This window comes from uncultured Roseovarius sp. (assembly GCF_947259555.1).
Classification (GTDB): Bacteria; Pseudomonadota; Alphaproteobacteria; order Rhodobacterales; family Rhodobacteraceae; genus Roseovarius.
Genome location: NZ_CAMYMD010000047.1, coordinates 1 through 18,635 on the forward strand (window position 1 = coordinate 1; position 18,635 = coordinate 18,635).

General features: G+C 63.2%; 21 protein-coding genes. 12 read left to right on the forward strand and 9 right to left on the reverse strand.

Annotated elements, in window-relative coordinates; all coding sequences use genetic code 11:
- Positions 1-135: 135 nt before the first annotated feature.
- Complete coding sequence (locus Q0X85_RS07895; RefSeq protein WP_297771158.1) at positions 136-504, reverse strand: hypothetical protein; 369 nt, start codon at positions 502-504, stop codon at positions 136-138.
- A 119-nt stretch (positions 505-623) separates the two neighbouring features.
- Here Q0X85_RS07895 and Q0X85_RS07900 point away from each other — a divergent pair, with 119 nt between their 5' ends.
- Complete coding sequence (locus Q0X85_RS07900; RefSeq protein WP_297771159.1) at positions 624-1,481, forward strand: AraC family transcriptional regulator; 858 nt, start codon at positions 624-626, stop codon at positions 1,479-1,481.
- A gap of 15 nt (positions 1,482-1,496) precedes the next feature.
- Here the strand turns inward: Q0X85_RS07900 and Q0X85_RS07905 are convergent, their stop codons facing one another.
- From Q0X85_RS07905 to Q0X85_RS07920, 4 genes are all read right to left on the reverse strand, one after another.
- Positions 1,497-1,967, reverse strand: a complete 471-nt coding sequence (locus tag Q0X85_RS07905) for an ATP-binding cassette domain-containing protein (protein ID WP_297771161.1) — start codon at positions 1,965-1,967, stop codon at positions 1,497-1,499.
- Positions 1,968-2,039: 72 nt separating this feature from the next.
- On the reverse strand, positions 2,040-2,177 hold the full coding sequence (locus tag Q0X85_RS07910; RefSeq protein ID WP_297771163.1) for a hypothetical protein: 138 nt from the start codon (positions 2,175-2,177) through the stop codon (positions 2,040-2,042).
- A gap of 72 nt (positions 2,178-2,249) precedes the next feature.
- Positions 2,250-2,495 carry an ABC transporter substrate-binding protein gene (locus tag Q0X85_RS07915; protein WP_297771165.1) on the reverse strand — a complete coding sequence of 82 codons (246 nt, stop codon included), beginning with the start codon at positions 2,493-2,495 and terminating at the stop codon, positions 2,250-2,252.
- Between the two features lie 240 nt (positions 2,496-2,735).
- Positions 2,736-3,548: an ABC transporter permease gene (locus tag Q0X85_RS07920; protein ID WP_297771167.1), complete on the reverse strand. Its 813-nt coding sequence runs from the start codon at positions 3,546-3,548 to the stop codon at positions 2,736-2,738.
- A 236-nt stretch (positions 3,549-3,784) separates the two neighbouring features.
- Between Q0X85_RS07920 and Q0X85_RS07925 the strand changes: the two genes are divergently transcribed.
- The 4 genes from Q0X85_RS07925 to Q0X85_RS07940 all read left to right on the forward strand — a co-directional run bounded on the left by Q0X85_RS07925 (position 3,785) and on the right by Q0X85_RS07940 (position 7,176).
- Positions 3,785-4,861 (forward strand): sugar transporter, encoded by a 1,077-nt coding sequence (locus Q0X85_RS07925; protein WP_297771169.1) that lies wholly within the window; start codon positions 3,785-3,787, stop codon positions 4,859-4,861.
- Between the two features lie 5 nt (positions 4,862-4,866).
- Positions 4,867-5,523, forward strand: coding sequence for an ABC transporter ATP-binding protein (locus tag Q0X85_RS07930; protein WP_297771171.1), 657 nt, complete (start codon positions 4,867-4,869; stop codon positions 5,521-5,523).
- Between the two features lie 116 nt (positions 5,524-5,639).
- Positions 5,640-6,431, forward strand: coding sequence for a glycosyltransferase (locus Q0X85_RS07935; protein ID WP_297771172.1), 792 nt, complete (start codon positions 5,640-5,642; stop codon positions 6,429-6,431).
- Positions 6,418-7,176 (forward strand): sulfotransferase family 2 domain-containing protein, encoded by a 759-nt coding sequence (locus tag Q0X85_RS07940; protein ID WP_297771174.1) that lies wholly within the window; start codon positions 6,418-6,420, stop codon positions 7,174-7,176. The genes Q0X85_RS07935 and Q0X85_RS07940 overlap by 14 nt, the downstream gene beginning before the upstream one ends.
- Here Q0X85_RS07940 and Q0X85_RS07945 read toward each other — a convergent pair.
- Together Q0X85_RS07945 and Q0X85_RS07950 are read right to left on the reverse strand one after the other, a co-directional pair.
- Entirely contained in the window at positions 7,146-8,255 is a 1,110-nt protein-coding gene (locus Q0X85_RS07945) for a DUF6716 putative glycosyltransferase (RefSeq protein WP_297771176.1), read from the reverse strand. The genes Q0X85_RS07940 and Q0X85_RS07945 overlap by 31 nt on opposite strands.
- Complete coding sequence (locus tag Q0X85_RS07950; protein WP_297771178.1) at positions 8,252-8,467, reverse strand: hypothetical protein; 216 nt, start codon at positions 8,465-8,467, stop codon at positions 8,252-8,254. Before Q0X85_RS07950 ends, Q0X85_RS07945 begins: the two co-directional genes overlap by 4 nt.
- A gap of 122 nt (positions 8,468-8,589) precedes the next feature.
- On the opposite strand from Q0X85_RS07950, the gene Q0X85_RS07955 reads away from it, so the two are divergent.
- From Q0X85_RS07955 to rfbA, 4 genes are all read left to right on the forward strand, one after another.
- The gene (locus tag Q0X85_RS07955; protein WP_297771180.1) at positions 8,590-9,786 is read left to right on the forward strand and encodes an acylneuraminate cytidylyltransferase; all 1,197 of its coding nucleotides are present in this window, start codon (positions 8,590-8,592) and stop codon (positions 9,784-9,786) included.
- On the forward strand, positions 9,783-10,598 hold the full coding sequence (locus Q0X85_RS07960) for a hypothetical protein (protein ID WP_297771181.1): 816 nt from the start codon (positions 9,783-9,785) through the stop codon (positions 10,596-10,598). The genes Q0X85_RS07955 and Q0X85_RS07960 overlap by 4 nt, the downstream gene beginning before the upstream one ends.
- 208 nt (positions 10,599-10,806) lie before the next feature.
- Entirely contained in the window at positions 10,807-11,874 is a 1,068-nt protein-coding gene (gene rfbB / locus Q0X85_RS07965) for a dTDP-glucose 4,6-dehydratase (protein ID WP_297771182.1), read from the forward strand.
- A gap of 42 nt (positions 11,875-11,916) precedes the next feature.
- Positions 11,917-12,816, forward strand: coding sequence for a glucose-1-phosphate thymidylyltransferase RfbA (gene rfbA, locus Q0X85_RS07970; protein WP_297771183.1), 900 nt, complete (start codon positions 11,917-11,919; stop codon positions 12,814-12,816).
- Here rfbA and Q0X85_RS07975 read toward each other — a convergent pair.
- Entirely contained in the window at positions 12,779-13,666 is an 888-nt protein-coding gene (locus tag Q0X85_RS07975) for a methyltransferase domain-containing protein (RefSeq protein WP_297771185.1), read from the reverse strand. The two genes, rfbA and Q0X85_RS07975, sit on opposite strands and share 38 nt — an antisense overlap.
- 222 nt (positions 13,667-13,888) lie before the next feature.
- Between Q0X85_RS07975 and glmM the strand changes: the two genes are divergently transcribed.
- Entirely contained in the window at positions 13,889-15,232 is a 1,344-nt protein-coding gene (gene glmM / locus Q0X85_RS07980; RefSeq protein ID WP_297771187.1) for a phosphoglucosamine mutase, read from the forward strand.
- A 23-nt stretch (positions 15,233-15,255) separates the two neighbouring features.
- On the opposite strand, the gene Q0X85_RS07985 is transcribed toward glmM, so the two are convergent.
- Complete coding sequence (locus Q0X85_RS07985; RefSeq protein WP_297771189.1) at positions 15,256-16,224, reverse strand: DUF2793 domain-containing protein; 969 nt, start codon at positions 16,222-16,224, stop codon at positions 15,256-15,258.
- A gap of 246 nt (positions 16,225-16,470) precedes the next feature.
- Between Q0X85_RS07985 and pseB the strand changes: the two genes are divergently transcribed.
- The gene (pseB, locus tag Q0X85_RS07990) at positions 16,471-17,472 is read left to right on the forward strand and encodes a UDP-N-acetylglucosamine 4,6-dehydratase (inverting) (RefSeq protein ID WP_297771191.1); all 1,002 of its coding nucleotides are present in this window, start codon (positions 16,471-16,473) and stop codon (positions 17,470-17,472) included.
- Positions 17,469-18,626, forward strand: coding sequence for a UDP-4-amino-4,6-dideoxy-N-acetyl-beta-L-altrosamine transaminase (pseC, locus tag Q0X85_RS07995; protein ID WP_297771194.1), 1,158 nt, complete (start codon positions 17,469-17,471; stop codon positions 18,624-18,626). The genes pseB and pseC overlap by 4 nt, the downstream gene beginning before the upstream one ends.
- The last annotated feature ends 9 nt before the right edge of the window (positions 18,627-18,635 follow it).

Sequence of the window (18,635 nt, forward strand, 5' to 3'; positions counted from 1 at the left end):
GCCAGACGGCGCTCTGCCGGTCGAGGTCGAGATGCGTGAACCAGTTCGCCACCCTGACCAGGGGCGGCCCCGCGCCGGACGAGGCAAACGCGATCCGAACACCGTCCGCTGATGTGCAAAAGCCCACGCTCTGTTTCATTTTACCAGTCTACACGCCACCAATAGCTTTATAAAGCAACCAGAGGCGATGCGCCTTTCGACACCTGTCTTTGCCATGTCCATCAAGAGCTTGCCAGGCGTCACTGTCTCGCTGTGATCAGCCGTATTGGACCGGCTGCGGATCGGGGCTATCGGCCTCGGGTCCGGTGCCGTCCGAATGGATGTCGTCGCATGCCGCACTGTTGCGCTGGCTTGCCGTAAAGATCGCCCCCAATAGCCCATGCCGAGGTTGAAGAGCAGCAGGTACGAAATGAACGCGCCCATCATGAAACAGGCGCCGTGAGCGAAATTCACCACCTTGACGATACCGAGCATGATCTGCCCGGTCAGTGCGACACGCGGCACGCCGAAATCTCGATCATCGGCCCTCCCCCTCGAACGCCCTTGGACAGCACAATGATTTGCGCCGTGATTTTACTGTTCCCCACTATTCTGTCACCGCAAACCTCCCAATGATCGGCGTCATGCACGAGAATCTATCTGAAACCCACATTGTTGGCGAGAACACGCATCAACGCGCCGTACGCGCCGAGGATTGCCCGGCGCTGGCCCATCGGCTGCTGTCACATGTGGGCGTCGGCGATGCGGCGCCGCCCTACCGTGTGGTGCGCACCAACCTCAGTGGCGCCTGTCTGCACGCCTGCCTGGGCGGTGAGGGTCGGATGCTGCTGGATGGCCGCTGGCGGCTGCACCGGGCGGGCATGGTGACGCTGGCTCCGGCCCACGTGCTGCACGCCTTTCACGCGGTGCCGGGCAAGCGCTGGCAATATTGCTGGGTGCGCTACACGCCGCAATCGCCCCGCTCGGCGATCGAGGGGATGACACCGCTGGTCGCGCAGGTGGATCCCAAGCCGTTGTCGGACGCGATCCTCGGCCTTTACCACGAGGTGAACAGCAGCGGCGACATCGCGGCGGCGGCGCTGTGGATCGACCTGATCGAACACGACGTGAAACGCTACACCGAGCCGCTGCGCAACGAAGAGCGGCTCAGCAAGCTCTGGGCCGAGGTCACCGCCGAGCTGGGCCGCCCCTGGACACTGGACCAGTTGGCCGCGATCGCCGGCCTCAGCGGAGAGCACTTGCGGCGGCTCTGCCAGACCCGGCTGGGCCGCAGCCCGATGCAGCAGCTGACCTGTCTGCGCGTCCAGCAGGCCGCACAGCTTCTGGCGACGACCGACACGAGGGTTGAGGACGTGGCCTTCGCGGTCGGCTATCAGAATCCGTTTGCCTTCTCGAACGCCTTCAAGCGCATGACGGGCTTTCGTCCCTCGCGTTTTCAGCGCGGACGGACATTGCCTGAACCCGACGAGGTGCAAAGCTGAGGTCCGGCCGGGCGCTCAGGCGCTCAGCCGCGCGCTGATCCGTTCGAAATCAGCCAGCAGCGTGGCGTTGTCGAAAGTCTCGGCCACCTGGCCGACGATGGAGCGCAGGGTGGTGGTCTTGCCCGCGCCGTTGCGCCCGAACAGTGTCACGAGGTCGCCGGTGCGGACGGTCAGCGCAATGTCGTAAAGCGCCTGGCTCGGCCCGTGCCAGGCCTTCAAATCCGAGATATCAAGCACCGTGCGTGTCGTGGAATGTTGCGTTGCCTCAGACGTGGCCACCCCCAGATAAGCCTCGATCACGTCTTCATTGCAGGCGACACTGGCATAATCACCCTGGGCAAGGATACGACCGCGCGCCAGCACGGTCACCTCGGGGTCGAGTGCCAGGGTGGTGGCGATCTCCAGCGCACGGCGGTGGCCACAGGAAAGGTCCCCGGCGCTGACATTCGCCAGATGCGCGATACCGACCGATTCGAGATGCTGCATCGCCGTGGACAGATTGCCGGCGAGCGTGGATTTACGGCTCCAGAAGCCATAGGATTCGCCCCGCGTCCGCTGTCAGGCGAGCATCACGTTTTCCCGCGCGGTCATGCTGTTGAAGACCGCCGAGATCTGGAACGACCGGACCAGCACCATCCGGGCGATGGCACCGAAGCTTTTGGCGAGGTTCTTGGCGTCAAGCACATTGGCGGCCATGGGTCTTCTGCTCTTTCAACAAGGAGGATGCCGGGCCGCGACGCGGCGGCCCGGCATCCCCTCAGTCAGTGATCAGCCTTTCTCGTCGGTGACGAGGTGGCAGCTGCTCTGCTCCAGCGAACGAAAGGCGTCGTCGGCATAGTGGATGGCACAGGGCGAGCACATGTCGTTGGTGATGCCGATGTTGGAGGCGCCATTCACGATGATGTCGCGCTTAGCCTCTTTCGCGACACCGGCCACGGCAAGCGCCGCGCCAGAGTTTGAAAGGTCGTTGATCATGTCGACGCCTTCGACGTCGAACCATTCGCGCGCCTCCAAACTGTCGCGATCGGCTGCGCGAGACTGGACCCTCGGACCAAGTATCATGTTGCTCGACGCAACGCCCCGGAGACAGGTCCGAATCCGGATCTGAAAATGAGGCCACCCTATCGAATAAGGACATATGGAAAGGAAATTGCAAACTGGTCGTGAAAAAGCAATGGATACGCCGCGTGGCGAAGACTGGAACGATTGGGGTGCAATCCGGCCATATCACGCGGTGGTCGTTGTCTGTCTGACCTAGCGTTGCAGGAGGTCGCGCCAAAACCGCCAGAGTAGCAGCAGGCCGAAAACCATCGGGATGACCCCGAACATCGCAACATAGATCTGCGAGACATAGGCCGGATCATAGGTCGAGTATATACCGGAGCGAACGATGCCGGAAATATGGATCAGCGGGTTGAACCACAGGATGTTCTGCACGATTCGGGGCAGGTCCTCGTAGATGTAGAACACCCCCGAAATGAGCAGCAGCGGCCGCGTCAAGATCCCCCAGATCGATTTCCATATCGCGAAGCGCAGAAACATGAAGCAATTGAACGTCCCGAGGCCAACCCCGAGCACGATACAGAGCAAGAAACCCTCGAGAATGGGAACCACGTCGATATTCTCCCGGATATCCTGCGTGACGAACAGGCCGCCGAAAACGATCAGGACCACCATGGTCTGGGTCAGGATGGCGAGCATCGCCCGGGCGATGATGGTATCCATATAGGTCACCCGCGAATAGGCCATCAGCGGGCGGTTGAACTGGATCGCCGTCCCCACGGATTGCGACACGTTCTGGTAGTAGCGCAAGGGCAAAAGCCCACCGGCATAAAACAGGAGAAAGCTGGTGCCGAGCGACGGCGCGCGAAACAGCAGCGACAGACCGACCGCCATCATGGTGATCGCCGCCACCGGCTCCAGAACAGCCCAGACATATCCGCCCGGAGACCGGCCATAGGTGGTCGACATTTCGCGCAGGATGAGCGCACCGATCACACGTCCGGTACGATTTTTGGTCCGCTGTGGCGGCTCTGGCTTGTCCGGCGTGTCTGTTGATGCTGTCATTGCGGCATGGTTCCATGTGTCCTATAGACGAGCAATACTTCGCCCCATGCCTTTGGAGCATAACCTTGTCAAATGATCAATCGCCCCCTGACCGGCCCGCGCCTCAGGCCCCCAAGGCTGAATCCCCGTCCAAGCCTGCGGCGGCGAAGAAACCAGAGCCCAAGAAAACGCAACCCAAAAAACCGCGTCCACCCGCGCCACCCGCGCGCCCGAAACGGCGCCATCTGGGCATTCTGGTGTCCTTCGTGTTCCTGGTGCTGGCGCCGCTCGGCGGGGTAGGCACCTATCTGTGGACTTACGCGCAGGATCAATATGCCTCGTCAGTAGCCTTCACCGTGCGCCGCGAGGAAACCCCGTCGGCGGTGGACCTGCTGGGCGGGCTGAGCAATCTCTCTACGGCAAGTTCCTCTGATAGCGACATCCTCTTCGAGTACATCCAATCCCACGAACTCGTGGGAAAGATCGACGACAAGATCGGCCTGCGGGAAATCTATTCAGATCCTTACGAGACCGATCCGGTCTTTGCCTTGCGGCCGAACGCGACAATCGAGGATTTGCTGAATTACTGGCGCCGCATGGTACGGATTTCCTATGCGCCCGGGACCGGTCTGCTCGAGCTCAAGGTGCTCAGTTTCGCGCCCGATACCTCACAGCGCATCGCCGAGGAGATTTTTGCCGAAAGCTCTCAGATGATCAACGCGCTCTCGGCGATTGCGCGGGAAGATGCCATGGGCTACGCGCGTGAAGAGCTCAACACAGCGCTGGAGCAGCTCAGTGCCGCGCGTCAGGCGCTCACCGCGTTCCGGTCGCGCAGCCAGATCGTGAACCCGGATGCCGATGTTCAGGTCCAGATGGGGTTGCTCGGGTCGCTTCAGCAGATGCTGGGCCGGGAATTGATTGATTACGATCTTTTGCGCGATACCGCGCGCGAGAACGATCCGCGCGTGGTTCAGGCCGAACGCCGGATCGCCGCGATCCGCGAACGGATCCGCGAGGAACGGCTGAAATTCGGCAGTGGCGGCGACCGCGGAGAGACCGGCGATTACGCCGATGTGGTGGCCGAATTCGAACGGCTCACCGTCGAACGCGAGTTTGCGGAGAAAAAATACACCTCGGCCCTGTCCAATTTCGATTCCGCCCAGGCCAACGCGCAACGTCAGAGCCGGTATCTGGCGGCTTATGTGCAGCCGACGCTGGCCGAAAGCGCCGAATATCCCCGCCGATTCCTGATCCTGGGGCTCTGTGGACTGGTGTTCTTTGGCAGCTGGAGCATCATGGTGCTGGTCTATTACAGCCTGCGGGACCGTCGCTGAGAGCAATGATCGAACTGCGCAACCTGACCAAGAGCTTTCCCTCGCGGCGTGGCCGGAAATATCTCCTGCGCGAGGTCAATGCCGTGTTCCCGGAGGGCAAGGCGGTGGGGCTCATGGGGCGCAACGGCTCGGGCAAATCCACCCTGTTGCAGATAATCTCGGGCAATGTCTCTCCCGATGGCGGGGAAATCCTGTCAGATGGCGAGATCTCGTTTCCGGTGGGGTTCGCGGGCACGTTCCACCGCGATCTCACCGGCGCCCAGAACGTGCGGTTCATCGCCCGGATCTACGGAGTGGATACCGAGGTCTTGCTGGATTTCGTCAGTGATTTCGCGGAATTGGGGGATCATTACCATATGCCGGTGCGCTCCTACTCCTCGGGCATGCGGTCGCGGCTGGCCTTCGGGATTTCCATGGGGATCAAGTTCGATACCTATCTGGTCGATGAGGTGACATCGGTCGGTGACGCCTCGTTCCGGGCCAAGAGCGCGCTCGTCTTCAAGGACCGTATGGCCACGTCCAGTGCCATCGTGGTGACCCATTCCATCGCCGAGATCCGCAACCTGTGCGATTACGGTGCGGTGCTGGAGAATGGCGAGCTGAGTTTTTTCGAAGATCTCGAAGAGGCCATCGCCTGTCATAACCGCAACATGAAACGGTAGACGGACGCGGCCGGATTGACCCGGAGGGGTCTTACCGCTATCTGCGCCACGGAAATGAGCGGACATGGTAGCCAGTGATTGATGAAAAGAACGCCACAGTCGCAGGAGCGGTCGACTTGCCGGTCACTGTGGCGATTTCCACGATTGGTCCGCGTCTTTCCAGGCTGGTCCTGCCGCCGGCTTGTCCCGGTATCGACTACCTCGTCATGGTGCAGAAGGGCGATACGGACGCATGCCCCGACGCGTTGTCGGAGCGTGACGACGTGACGGTATCCCGGCTGTGCAGCGTCGGTCTGTCGCACAGCCGCAACGCGGCCTTCGAGCACGCCACCGGCGCGCTGCTGGTTTTCGCGGACGATGACATGACGCTGGACACGGACGGCTTTTGCAGGCTGGCTCGCGCATTCACCGCCGCCCCCGACCTTGGCTTTGCCGCGGGCTGGCGCAGCGACCGGCTGCCCGGGGCCGGGCGGCGCGGTCGCCCGCACAGGCTGCATCATTTCAATAGCGGGCGGATCTGCGCACCCGAGCTGATGGTGCGGCGCAGCGCCGTCGAGGCCGCCGGGCTGCGCTTCGATCCCGATTTTGGATTGGGGGCGCGGTTCGGTCTGGGGGAGGAATACGTCTTTGTGACCGATGCGCTCAAGGCCGGGCTGCGAGGGCTCTCATTGCCCGTCGCGGTGGGCCGCCATCCGTCCGAGAGCACCGGAGACAACTGGTGTCGCGCGGATCTGATGCAGGCGCGTGTTGCGGTTCTGGGCCGGGTCTTTGGCCGGTACGCGCCGCTGGTGCGGGTGCTGTATGCGCTGCGCTACCGGCGTCGGATCGGAGGCCTGAGGCATTTTCTAGCCTTTGTCAGAGGACATATCCCGGATTCCCAGGAAAGAACTGCTCATGACGACCCCTAAACGTGATCTCTCTGTGTTGCGGCGCATGGCCAGGACGCTCTCGCGGCGGATCAGCCCCGGTGTCGAGCGGCATGTGATCTGGCTGCCGCAGGCGCAGATCGGCTATTTTCGCATTGGCAAGGCGGCCAATACCTCGATCCGAACCGCGCTCGCCCAGGCCTTCGGGCTGACATCGGCCAAGGGTTTGAGGCCGGCCAAGGATGCGTTCTGGTCCCGCCAACCGCGCCATCTCGTGCGACGGATGCGACCGGCGACCTATGCCCTGTCGCCCGCCACCCGCGCGGGCTGGAGCTTCAGCTTCGTGCGTCATCCGGTGGCGCGGCTTTATTCGTGCTGGCACAACAAGGTGATAGAGAATCCCGTTATTTTGCCCGCCATGGCGGATATGGGCATTGACCACGGCATGCCCTTTGATGATTTCGTCGCCCTCGTGGCGTGCACGCCGGATGCCAAAACCGAGATTCATCTGCGATCGCAGGCGTCCATTCTGACTTGGCATGGCCGGGTGCTGCCCGATTTCATCGGACGGGTCGAGGATGCCGAGACCGATTGGGCCCATGTGCGGTGGGAAATCAGGATGCGGTGCGGGACGGATCCGGGGCCGATGCTGCGCCGCAACATAAGGGGCCAGACCGCGCCGGAGATCGCCGAGACATTGTCCCCAAAGACCCTGGCGCTGATCTCTGAACGCTACGCCGAGGACTTCCGGCTGTTTTATTCCGAGGCTGACGACGCCAGCGGCTGAAGCCGCTCCAGCATGGCAAGCACCCGCTGCCCCAGATCGCGCGGACAGAACATCTCGCGCAGCCAGTCCGGGTCGGGTGTGCCATGGCGCAGATGCAGAAGATCGTCGAGCGTGACGATCACGCCGCTCTGCGCAAAAATCCGGCGCATCGCCGCGGCCATCGGATCCATGTAGGCATCGACGTAGTCGACATAGACCATGGTCGGCACGCCTTCGCGAATCAGATCGATTGCGGCGGTCGAGGTGCAGGTGATCCCCAGGGCGGCCCGCTCTATCGCCTCTTGCATGGAGCAGGCGGTGAGCTTTAGATTTGCGGGCCAGGGCTGGCGCGCGCTGTCCATCAGGCGCGCATAATCGTGCTTTTCGCGGTGCAGGTGGGTCTGGTTCTCGTCGGGCAGGTGACGCAGCTTGATCCAGACATCGCGGTGGGGATAGGCCTCGGCCAGCGCGGTCATGACGTTCAGGACATGCACCCGGCCGCGGCGCGTCAGCGGCGAGATGGCCTGCGCGAAAAAATAGATATCACGCCGGTCGGCAAGATCGCCGGGCGGGTTCGGGGCGGGCTCAAGAAAGGTCGGATGGCCGAAATCGACCAGCGGAGCGCCAAGACTGCTGTCATGCGCGGCCTGCTGCGCCGCGTAGTCGGCGAATGTCTTCAAATCCGATTGTGGAAAGAGAAACACCCCGTCGCAGGGCATTCGGTTGGCAAAGCCCCGCTCGGGAAAGAAATCGAGCCCGCCGAGAAAGGCGATGACCTGCGCCCGCCCCCGGTGGTGCCGAAACGCCGGCGTCGTCAGAAGGCTGCGCAGGGGCTGAAAGACCCGGCTGGTCAGGACCGCATCATACTGGCCGTCCTGCACCGCCTGTACGAGCCCCTCGTCGGTCAGCAGCAGATAATCGCCGTCAGGTACGAACATCTCCAACTGGCGGCGCGACAGACCTTCTTCGGGCATGTAACAGCCCAGAATGACCGAGGCGGATGGGGCGGCCTCGTGCAACAGTGCCCGCAGGCGAACGGCAAAGATCAGGGTGGAGTCGTCGCAAAACGGGATCAAAAGACGGGTTGGGCGGCGGCTCATGTCCGGTCCTGTCGATGGCGCGCGCGAAAGGCCGCGAGGGTTGCGGCCTGCTTGGCGTTGTGACGCCGGTTCACGGCCCGCCAATGCGCGGGGGCAAGCCGTTCGTGGATACCCCGCGCCAGAAGCCAGCGCAGCGGCCCGCCGAGACGGCGTTGACGCGACAGACGGTAGAGCCATTTCCCCAGACGGGAGGCTTTGAGGCGTGCAAACATGACAGGTCCGGTCTGGTGTTGTTCGAGGCCAGCATGTACACAGCGCCAGAAATTTTGTAAACGCTTTGGCATACTGGGGACCTTGCTTTCCCGAGCCATAGCCAGAGGATGTTGCACCGCCCGTGACCACCCCGCCTGTTTCCATCGAGACCGCAACCCAGTGTGTGATACTGGCCAGGGGAGGGTCCAAGGGCGTTCCGGGCAAGAACCTGAAGCGCGTCGGCGGACTATCGCTGGTCGCGCGATCGGTGCGCGCGGCCCGGGCCGCGGCGTCCGTCACGGCGGTGCATGTCTCGACCGATGATCCGCAGATCGCCGCCGAGGCGGAGCGGTTTGGCGCCGAGGTGATCCACAGGCCGGCGGCGCTCTCGGGCGATGGTGCCAGTTCCGAGGCCGGCTGGCTGCATGCGCTCGGGGAAATCGCGGCTCAGGGCCGGGCCGTGGAGCGGCTGGTATTTCTGCAATGCACCTCTCCCTTCACCACCGGCGCGGATATCGAGGCCTGCCTCGCGGCGATGGACGGGCAGGAGGCGGCCTGCGCCCTGTCGGTGATCGAGGATCATTCCTTTTTGTGGGCGCGCGACGCGGCCGGGTTCGGTCACGGGACCAACCATGATGAACAGCGCCCGCGCCAGCGGCGGCAGGATCTGCCCCCCGCCTTTCGGGAAAGCGGCGCGATCTATTGCGTGCGCCGCGCCGATTTCGAGCAGCATCAGAGCCGGTTCTGCGGGCCGGTGGCGCTCTGTCCGGTGGACCATCCGCCGGTCGAGATCGACAGTTTCGACGATCTGGCGCTCTGTGTGCAGATCGCCGCGCGGCGCGGCGGCGATGCGATCGAGGCTGAGCGGCTCGACCGGGTGGCAGCCGTGGTGATGGATTTCGACGGGGTGCATACCGACAATCTCGTGCTCACCGACGAGACCGGACGCGAGGCGGTGACGACATCGCGCGGCGACGGCATGGGGCTGGGCCTGATGCGGGCGGCGGGGTACTGGCGGTTGATGATCCTGTCCAAGGAACGCAACCCGGTGGTCGAGCGTCGTGCCGCGAAACTGGGGATCGAGGTGCATCAAGCGGTGGATGACAAGGTGGCGACACTGGAGAGCTGGCTGGCGGAACAGGGGCTGAGCTGGGCGCAAATGCTTTACGTGGGAAATGACGTCAACGACGCCACGGCCATGGCGCGGGCGGGTCTGTCGGCTTGCCCCAGTGACGCCCATCCCGAGATCCTCGCTCAGGCGGACTGGGTCTTGCCACAGCCCGGCGGCCGGGGTGCGCTGCGCGCCATGTGTGACACCTTCCTGATGCGGACCCGGTGAACGTGCTGGCGGGTCGGACCTGTGTGGTGGCCGGCAACGGCCATTCGCTGACAACGCTCGCACCGGGGCGGGTGCTGGCCACGGATGCCATTCTGCGCACCAACAATTTCTTTTTCGAGCGGGCCTTCTATCTCGGGCGGCGGGTGGATCTGGCCTATATCGCGGGGGATCCGCGCGTGGCCCCCTTCATGTTCGAAACCCTGCACCAGTGTCGCGACGATTACGACATCCGCGCCTGGACCAGCCATAACCCGCGGGTGATCCGCGCCGGGATGCGCCGGTTCGGCGATCTCTATCGCCCGATCCGGTTTCGCGACGCGGCCATCAAGGCCGAGGTGGCCAGACTCATGGAACGGTATCAGCGCAAGCCGATGTCGGGCACCTACGCGGTTTTGGCGGCCCATGGCATGGGCGCGGAGCACATCCTGCTGGCGGGCATGGATCTCTATACCGGCGGGCCGCGCTACCCGTTCACGCCGGGGCCGCATTTCCAGACATTGATGGCGCCGGGCATGGCCGCGATGGGGCCGGACACGCATTTGCACGATCCCGATCTGGATCGTGCCATTTTCGAGCTGCTGGCGGCACGGGACGATTTGGAGCTGGAGCGCACCACGGATCGCTCGGCGCTCGATGGGGTGTTGCCGCTTGCGCCGGTGCGCGAGGGGCCGCCGGTCGAGGTCTTGCCGCGCCCGGACGCGGTGAACGACTGGGTCAGCTGGGCCGGGCCATATCCGATCGCCCTGTTGAAGCTGCTGCGCCGGGGGGCCGCGCTGCGTCGGCGGTTGCTGGGGCGCGGGTCCTCGACATGAGCCACACGCCATGGCGTCGACCGCGCCCGCATTCGTCCCCTGCGGGTCACCTTTATGCCGCTTTTGCATGGTCTTGCGATGCCATGGGGGGTATGCAGGTCATCAAGCCCTCCGGGCGAAGACAGGGCAGGGAGGGCCAACCGGTGCGGATCGAGACAGCAGCGCGATCAGCCTTGCAGGGCGGTCACATGCGCGCGAGGAGCGGCCCATGAAGCTTCTGATCACCGGCGGGGCCGGGTTTATCGGATCGGCGGTGGTCCGGCTGGCCATGTCCCGTGGCTACGAGGTGGTCAATCTCGACGCGCTGACCTATGCCGCCTGCCTCGACAACGTGGCTTCGGTGGCGTCTCATCCCGGCTATGTCTTCGAGAAGGCCGATATCCGCGACCGTGCGGCGCTCGACCGGGTGTTTGCCCGGCATGCCCCCGATGCGGTCATGCACCTGGCCGCCGAGAGCCATGTGGATCGCTCCATCGACGGGCCGGGCGCCTTTGTGGAGACCAACATCACCGGCACCTGCAACATGCTGGAGGCGGCCTGCGCCTACTGGAACGCCCGCGACCGTTTTGCCGGGTTCCGCTTTCACCACATCTCCACCGACGAAGTCTTCGGCTCGCTGCCGCCCGATCCGTCGGTCAAATTCCACGAAGACACGCCTTATGATCCGCGCTCGCCCTACGCCGCGTCAAAAGCCGCCAGCGATCATCTGGTCCGCGCCTGGGGCCATACCTATGGCCTGCCGGTGGTGCTGAGCAACTGTTCCAACAATTACGGCCCCTATCATTTTCCCGAAAAGCTCATCCCGGTGATCATCCTGCGCGCCCTGGCCGAAGAGCCGCTGCCGATCTACGGCGACGGCTCGAATGTGCGCGACTGGCTCTATGTCGAGGATCATGCCGAGGCTCTGCTGTGCGTGTTGCGGCAGGGCACCGTCGGCGAAAGCTACACTATCGGCGGCGACAACGAGCGCTCCAATCTGGAGCTGGTCAAGTCCCTTTGCGGCCTGCTCGACACGAGGCGTCCGCGCCCGGGCGGCGGGCGCTACGCCGATCTCATCCGCTTTGTCCCCGACCGCCCCGGCCATGACGCGCGCTATGCCATCGATGCCAGCCACATCCGGGAGACGTTGGGCTGGCGGCCCTCGGTGACGCTGGACGAGGGGCTGGCGCGCACCGTCGCATGGTATCTCGACAACGACGCCTGGTGGCGCGCGCTGCTTGATCGTGACGGGGTGGGGCAACGGCTGGGAGGCGGGGCGCCCGCCCGCACGGACTGACCTGAGAGCGGGCGCAAATGCGGTCCCGGAGGAGCTGAACACATGACGAAACGCAAGGGCATCCTGCTCGCCGGTGGATCCGGAACGCGGCTCTACCCGATCACGCTGAGCATCTCGAAACAGCTTTTGCCGGTCTATGACAAGCCGATGATCTATTATCCCCTGTCGGTGTTGATGCTGGCCAATATCCGCGAGATCGCGGTGATCACCACGCCGCAGGATCAGGACCAGTTCCGGCGCACATTGGGCGATGGCAGCCAATGGGGGCTGGACTTCACCTATATCGAACAGCCCAGCCCGGACGGTCTGGCGCAGGCCTATCTGCTGGCCGAAGACTTTCTGGCGGGCGCGCCGAGCGCGATGGTGCTGGGGGACAACATCTTTTTCGGTCACGGGCTGTCCGAGCATCTCGATGCGGCGGATGCGACCCCGACGGGGGGCACGGTCTTTGGCTACCGGGTGGCCGATCCGGAGCGGTATGGCGTGGTCGATTTCGCCCCCGACGGGCGGGTGCGCGCGATCGTCGAGAAACCCGAGGTCGCCCCGTCGCCGCTGGCGGTCACGGGGCTGTATTTTCTCGACGGCAGCGCGCCGGAGCGCGCCCGCAAGGTCACCCCGTCGGCACGCGGAGAGCTTGAGATCACCAGTCTGCTGGAGATGTACCTGGCCGATGAGATGCTGCATGTCCGGCAGATGGGGCGCGGCTATGCCTGGCTCGACACCGGCACCCACGCCTCGCTGCTGGATGCGGGCAATTTCGTGCGCACGCTGTCGGAACGGCAGGGGCTTCAGGTGGGCAACCCCGAGGAGATCGCCTTTGGCAAGGGCTGGATCGACACGGAGGGGCTGCGAGACCGGGCGCGGCTGTTCTCCAAGACCGCCTATGGGCGTTATCTGAGCGGGCTTATTCGGGAGCCTGCGGGCGGCGGCAGATCACAGTAAGCCCGCCGCGGTTGACCTTGTTGAAGGCCGCGCCCTCGGGGGTGTAGATCGGCGTCTCCCGCCGAGGGATCTCCGGCTTGGCCACGGCTCCGGCAAAGACGATCTCGCCATGGACGCGCTTGACCGCCTCGACCAGTGCCTGCGGAGTGAAGAACAGCGTGTGCGGATCCTGTCGGACGCCGTCGAGATGCAGATAGGAATGGCCGCCCTGCGGCACTTCGATCAGCATCAGGCCGGTGGCGTTGAGCGCCCCGACCAGATGGCTCAACGTATCGGTCAGCTCTTCGGCCGCCAGATGTTCGATGGAATGCGAGGCGACGATCACGTCGAACTGATCCTGCGGGATGTCGTCCAGCGTCGCGAATTGCCGGGCGCCGAGGTGATCGAGATACTTGGCGCTTGCCAGATCGGGCTCAAAGGCACAGGGGGCGGTGGCCTCGCAAAGATGCAGGAAATATCCCGGCCCGCTGCCGAAGTCGAGCACATGCTCGAAGCGCGCGCCATGCTTTCTGAGGCGAATGATCTGCCCGCGCGCCCGCGCGTAATAGCGATGCATCATGCGCGAGTTTTCGCGATGCGCCTCGGAGAAATAGGTCTCGGGATCGATCTCGCGATCCTTGCGATTGGTGCGCGCGTAATCCTCGCGGTAGAACGCGTCCAGCATCTCGGCGGCATCCGGCACATGCCCGAGCCCGCATTCGGTGCAATACAGGATCGTCCGCTTCGAGAACGGTTTGACGTTTGACGGGTAATCGCTGCTGTGGGTCAGCGCCATGGCCCCGCAGGCCGGACAGGGACGAGTGTTGTAAGGCGCGCCTGTCGTGGAAAATTTATTGGGTTCAGTCTTCATTTGAACTTTTAATCCGCTTAGCATTTCTTGACATCTCACGGGCGGCATCATGTTGCAATCGTTATCACAAATATTTTAGAACGACCGCGGCGAAAGAGAGTGTCATTTCACGGCTGAGGCGCGGAGCCTGTCTTTCGTTGGCTGATTGAAGAATATCCATTAAGGACAGTAGGACGGCCTCGCTTGTGGCAAGGTCGGCATTGACGGGAAGGACTGCCATTCATGACACAAAACAAGCTCTTTGGCACGGACGGGGTCCGCGGTCAGGCGAATTCATGGCCGATGACCGCCGAGGTCGCGCTCAAGCTTGCGACGGCCGCAGGGCGCTACTTTCGGCGCGACAAGCAGGAGCACAGGGTCGTGATCGGCAAGGATACACGGCTATCTGGGTACATGATCGAGAATGCGTTGACCGCCGGGTTCACCTCCACGGGCATGAACGTGTTCCTGCTCGGGCCGGTTCCGACACCGGCGATCGGGTATCTGACGCACAGCCTGCGCGCCGATATGGGAGTGATGATTTCGGCCAGCCACAATCAGGCCTGTGACAACGGGATCAAGTTTTTCGGCCCCGACGGGTTCAAGCTGTCCGATCAGGCCGAAGCCGACATCATGCGGTTGTTCGAGACCGGCGTTTCGCTGTCGAAACCCGAGAATATCGGCCGGGCCCGCAGGATCGACGATGCCCGTGGCCGTTATGTCGAATACGCCAAGACCACCTTCCCCCATCGCCGCCGTCTCGATGGTCTGCGGATCGTGCTCGACTGCGCCAATGGCGCCGCCTATCGCTCCGCGCCCGAGGTGTTGTGGGAACTGGGCGCCGAGGTGATCCCGTTGGGGGTGTCGCCTGACGGGTTCAACATCAACGAGAAATGCGGCTCCACGCATCCCGAGGTCGCCGCGCGCAAGGTTTGCGAGACCGGGGCGGATGTCGGGATTTGCCTCGATGGCGACGCCGACCGCGTCATCCTGATCGACGAGCAAGGCAGGGTGGCCGATGGCGACCAGATCATGGGGCTGATCGCGGCGCGTTGGGCCGAAGAGGGGCGGTTGTTGAACAGGGCGCTGGTCACCACCGTGATGTCGAACCTCGGGCTGGAGCGGTTTCTAAACGACAGGGGGATCGGGCTGGAGCGCACCGCGGTGGGCGACCGCTATGTCGTCGAGGCGATGCGCGCGGGCGGGCACAACCTTGGCGGCGAGCAATCGGGTCATATCGTGATGACCGATTACGCCACCACGGGCGACGGGCTGATCGGGGCCCTGCAATTTCTCGCCGCGATGGTCGAGACCGGAGAGGTGGCCAGCCGCCTGATGCGTGTCTTCGAGCCGGTCCCCCAAAAGCTGGTCAACCTGCGGTATGCGATCGGCAAGGCACCGCTCGAGGACATAGCCGTACAGGAGGCGATTGCCGAAGGCACGCGCAGGCTGGGCCAGGCGGGGCGCTTGCTGATCCGGACATCGGGGACAGAGCCGCTGATCCGGGTGATGGGCGAGGCCGAGGATCTGACCTTGCTTGACACGGTGCTGGACGAAGTGGTCACGCGGGTCCGTGCGGCCTGCTGAGCCGCGCTCGCCCCGGGACCGGGTCAGTAGGTATTGAGAAACGTATAGGCAAAGCGCCTCGGCCCGCCATGGCGGTTCTCGATCTGCAACTCGCCTGACCGGACCGCCAGAGCGCTGCGTCCGTCCGTCGCGGTGGTGCCCGTCAGCACCGTCGTTCCCCAATCCTCAAGGCTGGTGCCACGGGCCAGGCTGAACAATGTCAGCGACGGGCCGGTATCATAGGAAAACAGCCCGCTATGCGGGGCCTGCGGAAATTCCTCTGCCACGAGATTGATCGCAACCATGCCCCCCGCGGACGGGGTGGGCACATAGCCGACGCTGTGATTGTCGATGTCGATCGTCCCTGAGAACAGGCACCGTGCCCGGCTCGCCCCGTCGCCGCGCCGCAGGGTGAGCGCCGAGGTCCAGGCGCTGCCGTCCGGACTCGTGCGGATGTGGAAGTCCTCATCGCCTGTGAGACCCAATTCCGCCCGGCCGGACCAGCCCGATTGCATCACCACCGATGCCGTATCGGCCGCCGTGGCCTTGTTTATGACAAGGCGGTGATCGCTGCCCGCATGCGAAAAGAGCGCCGCGTCCGAGGCGATGGCCAGCCGGTTAACGGTATCTGACGAGGTGCCGACCCCGATGCCATCGAGGTTTTGCAATGGCGGCGTCACTGCCAGCCAGTTTCCGGCAGAGAACACGCGCAGGGTCTGATCCTCGGCGCTCCAGGCCCGCCAGCCGTCTTTTGGGGCAAGGAATATCCAGTGCCCGCTGGCGTGATAGGCGAGCATTCCATCCTGTCCGGCCCAGACCCCGCTCGCGCCGGCGCCGAGGGCATGGATGTCTCCGTCCGCAGGGTCGGCAGGCGGGCTGGAGGCGTCAAAGCTTTGCACGGTAAGCTGTACAATCGCATCGAGACGCCGCAGCGCTTCGTTATGAGTCACGTGTTTCTGCGCCTGCGAGGGTTGAATGTAAGGCAGCAAAAGGTTCGACGAGTGATCCGACATGAGGTGCTCCGTTGCAGTGCGATGACCGACGGCATCGAAACGCGCCGTCGTGACATCGATAACGAGGCGGATATTGCCGACGCGCAAAGGCACCGCACGGTGTATAGACCGAGCGCCTGAATAGGCGGGTTTCCACCTGTCACCACTGCTTTCGAAAGTATCGGCCGGTGTAGAAATTGATAATATGTTGTCAAAAGTTGAAAAACGCGATAACGACCATTTCATAACCCATAGAGGAATTGTCAAATGTTTGATAACAAAACAATTTTCATTACAGGCGGCACTGGCAGCTTTGGCAAGAAATACGTCAAGACCCTGCTTGAACGCTATTCTGTCAAGAAAATCATCGTCTACTCGCGCGACGAGCTGAAGCAGTTCGAAATGTCACAAACCTTCAATTCGCCGGAGATGCGGTATTTCATCGGTGACGTCCGGGATCGGGAGCGGCTCATCTCGGCGATGGAAGGAGTCGATTATGTCATCCATGCTGCCGCGTTGAAGCAGGTGCCGGCGGCCGAATACAACCCGATGGAATGCATCAAGACAAACGTGCACGGGGCCGAAAATGTCATTCAGGCCGCGATCGCGAACAATGTCGACAAGGTGGTGGCGCTCTCCACCGACAAGGCCGCCAACCCGATCAACCTCTATGGCGCCACCAAATTGGCGTCCGACAAGCTGTTCGTTGCCGCCAACAACATGGTCGGCACCAAGTCGACGCGATTCTCGGTTGTGCGTTACGGTAATGTGGTCGGTTCGCGCGGCTCGGTCGTGCCGTTCTTCGAGAACCTCCAGGCACAGGGGGCCAAATCTCTGCCGATCACCGACGAGAACATGACCCGGTTCTGGATCTCGCTGCAACAGGGCGTGGATTTCGTTCTCAAGAATTTCGAGCGCATGTATGGCGGCGAGATTTTCGTGCCCAAGATCCCGTCGGTTCGCATCCCCGAGCTGGCCCGCGCGATCGCACCCGACCTGGAGCAGCACGTGGTGGGCATCCGCCCGGGTGAGAAGCTGCATGAAATCATGTGCCCCGCCGATGACAGCCACCTGACGCTGGAATTTCGGGATCACTACATCCTGCGCCCCACCATCAAGTTCTTCGACCGTGAGAATTCATTCGCCACCAATGCGCTCGGTGAAAAGGGCGAACCGGTCTCCATGGGGTTCGAGTACAATTCCGGCTCCAACGAGCATTTCCTCTCGGTGGATGAGATCGTCGAGTTCAATCGGATGGCAATGTCATGATCCCCTACGGTCGGCAGGATATCACCGAGGCCGATCTGGCAGCGGTCCGCGACGTGCTGCTGAGCGATTTCATCACCCAAGGCCCCGCGATTGCGGGGTTCGAGGCAGAGCTGGCCGCCTATTGCGGGGCGCGGCACGGCATCGCGATGAATTCGGCGACATCGGCCCTGCATGTCGCCTACATGGCGCTCGATCTGGGGCCCGGCGATGTGCTCTGGACCTCTCCGAACACCTTCGTCGCCACCTCCAACGCGGCGCTTTATTGCGGCGCGGAGGTCGATTTCATCGATATCGACCCCGATACCTACAATCTCAGCCTCGACCTGCTCGAAGCCCGGCTTGCCGAGGCCGAGATCGCCGGACGTTTGCCCCGAATCGTCGCGCCGGTGCATTTCGCCGGCCAGTCCTGCGACATGGAACGTCTGGGCGCGCTCAAGGCGAAATACGGGTTTGCCGTGGTCGAGGATGCGAGCCACGCGGTCGGTGGCCGCTATCGCGACCGGCCGGTGGGCAATTGCGCCTGGTCGGATATCACCATCTTTTCCTTCCATCCGGTCAAGATCATCACCACCGCCGAGGGCGGCATGGCGATGACCAATGATGACGAGCTCGCCGCGCGCATGGCGATGTTGCGCACCCATGGCATCACGCGTGACCCGGACCGGATGCGCGGAGAGAGCGACGGGCCATGGTATTACCAGCAGACGATGCTGGGCTATAATTACCGCATCACCGACATGCAGGCCGCGTTGGGCCGCAGCCAGCTGACCCGGCTGGACGCCTATATCGACGCCCGCCACGCCTGCCGTGAGGTATATGACCGCGAGCTTGCCGATCTGCCGCTGAAGCTTCCATATCAGGCCCCGTACCAGCGCTCGGGCCTGCACCTGTATCCGGTGCTGGTACAGGATGAGGCGCCGCTCGACCGCAAAACCGCGTTCACGCGTCTGCGTGAATTGGGGATCGGGGTGAACGTGCTGTATGTCCCGGTCTATTTGCAGCCCTGGTATCAGGATCTGGGTTTCAAGCCGGGTCATTGTCCCAATGCCGAGGACTATTACAACCGGATGATCACCATCCCGATGTATGCCACCCTGAGCGAGACCGACCAGACCACGGTAATCACCACGCTGCACGAGGTGTTGGGCGGCTGATCCAAGGGC

Bases quoted from the DNA above. Each gene is read 5' to 3' on its own strand.
- Q0X85_RS07950 (WP_297771178.1), bottom strand. From the start codon at position 8,467: ATGTTTGCACGCCTCAAAGCCTCCCGTCTGGGGAAATGGCTCTACCGT.
- pseC (WP_297771194.1), top strand. From the start codon at position 17,469: ATGATCCCCTACGGTCGGCAGGATATCACCGAGGCCGATCTGGCAGCG.
- Q0X85_RS07945 (WP_297771176.1), bottom strand. From the start codon at position 8,255: ATGAGCCGCCGCCCAACCCGTCTTTTGATCCCGTTTTGCGACGACTCC.
- Q0X85_RS07975 (WP_297771185.1), bottom strand. From the start codon at position 13,666: ATGAAGACTGAACCCAATAAATTTTCCACGACAGGCGCGCCTTACAAC.
- rfbA (WP_297771183.1), top strand. From the start codon at position 11,917: ATGACGAAACGCAAGGGCATCCTGCTCGCCGGTGGATCCGGAACGCGG.
- Q0X85_RS07910 (WP_297771163.1), bottom strand. From the start codon at position 2,177: ATGGCCGCCAATGTGCTTGACGCCAAGAACCTCGCCAAAAGCTTCGGT.
- Q0X85_RS07900 (WP_297771159.1), top strand. From the start codon at position 624: ATGCACGAGAATCTATCTGAAACCCACATTGTTGGCGAGAACACGCAT.
- pseB (WP_297771191.1), top strand. From the start codon at position 16,471: ATGTTTGATAACAAAACAATTTTCATTACAGGCGGCACTGGCAGCTTT.
- Q0X85_RS07940 (WP_297771174.1), top strand. From the start codon at position 6,418: ATGACGACCCCTAAACGTGATCTCTCTGTGTTGCGGCGCATGGCCAGG.
- Q0X85_RS07985 (WP_297771189.1), bottom strand. From the start codon at position 16,224: ATGTCGGATCACTCGTCGAACCTTTTGCTGCCTTACATTCAACCCTCG.
- Q0X85_RS07905 (WP_297771161.1), bottom strand. From the start codon at position 1,967: ATGCAGCATCTCGAATCGGTCGGTATCGCGCATCTGGCGAATGTCAGC.
- Q0X85_RS07930 (WP_297771171.1), top strand. From the start codon at position 4,867: ATGATCGAACTGCGCAACCTGACCAAGAGCTTTCCCTCGCGGCGTGGC.
- Q0X85_RS07920 (WP_297771167.1), bottom strand. From the start codon at position 3,548: ATGACAGCATCAACAGACACGCCGGACAAGCCAGAGCCGCCACAGCGG.
- glmM (WP_297771187.1), top strand. From the start codon at position 13,889: ATGACACAAAACAAGCTCTTTGGCACGGACGGGGTCCGCGGTCAGGCG.
- rfbB (WP_297771182.1), top strand. From the start codon at position 10,807: ATGAAGCTTCTGATCACCGGCGGGGCCGGGTTTATCGGATCGGCGGTG.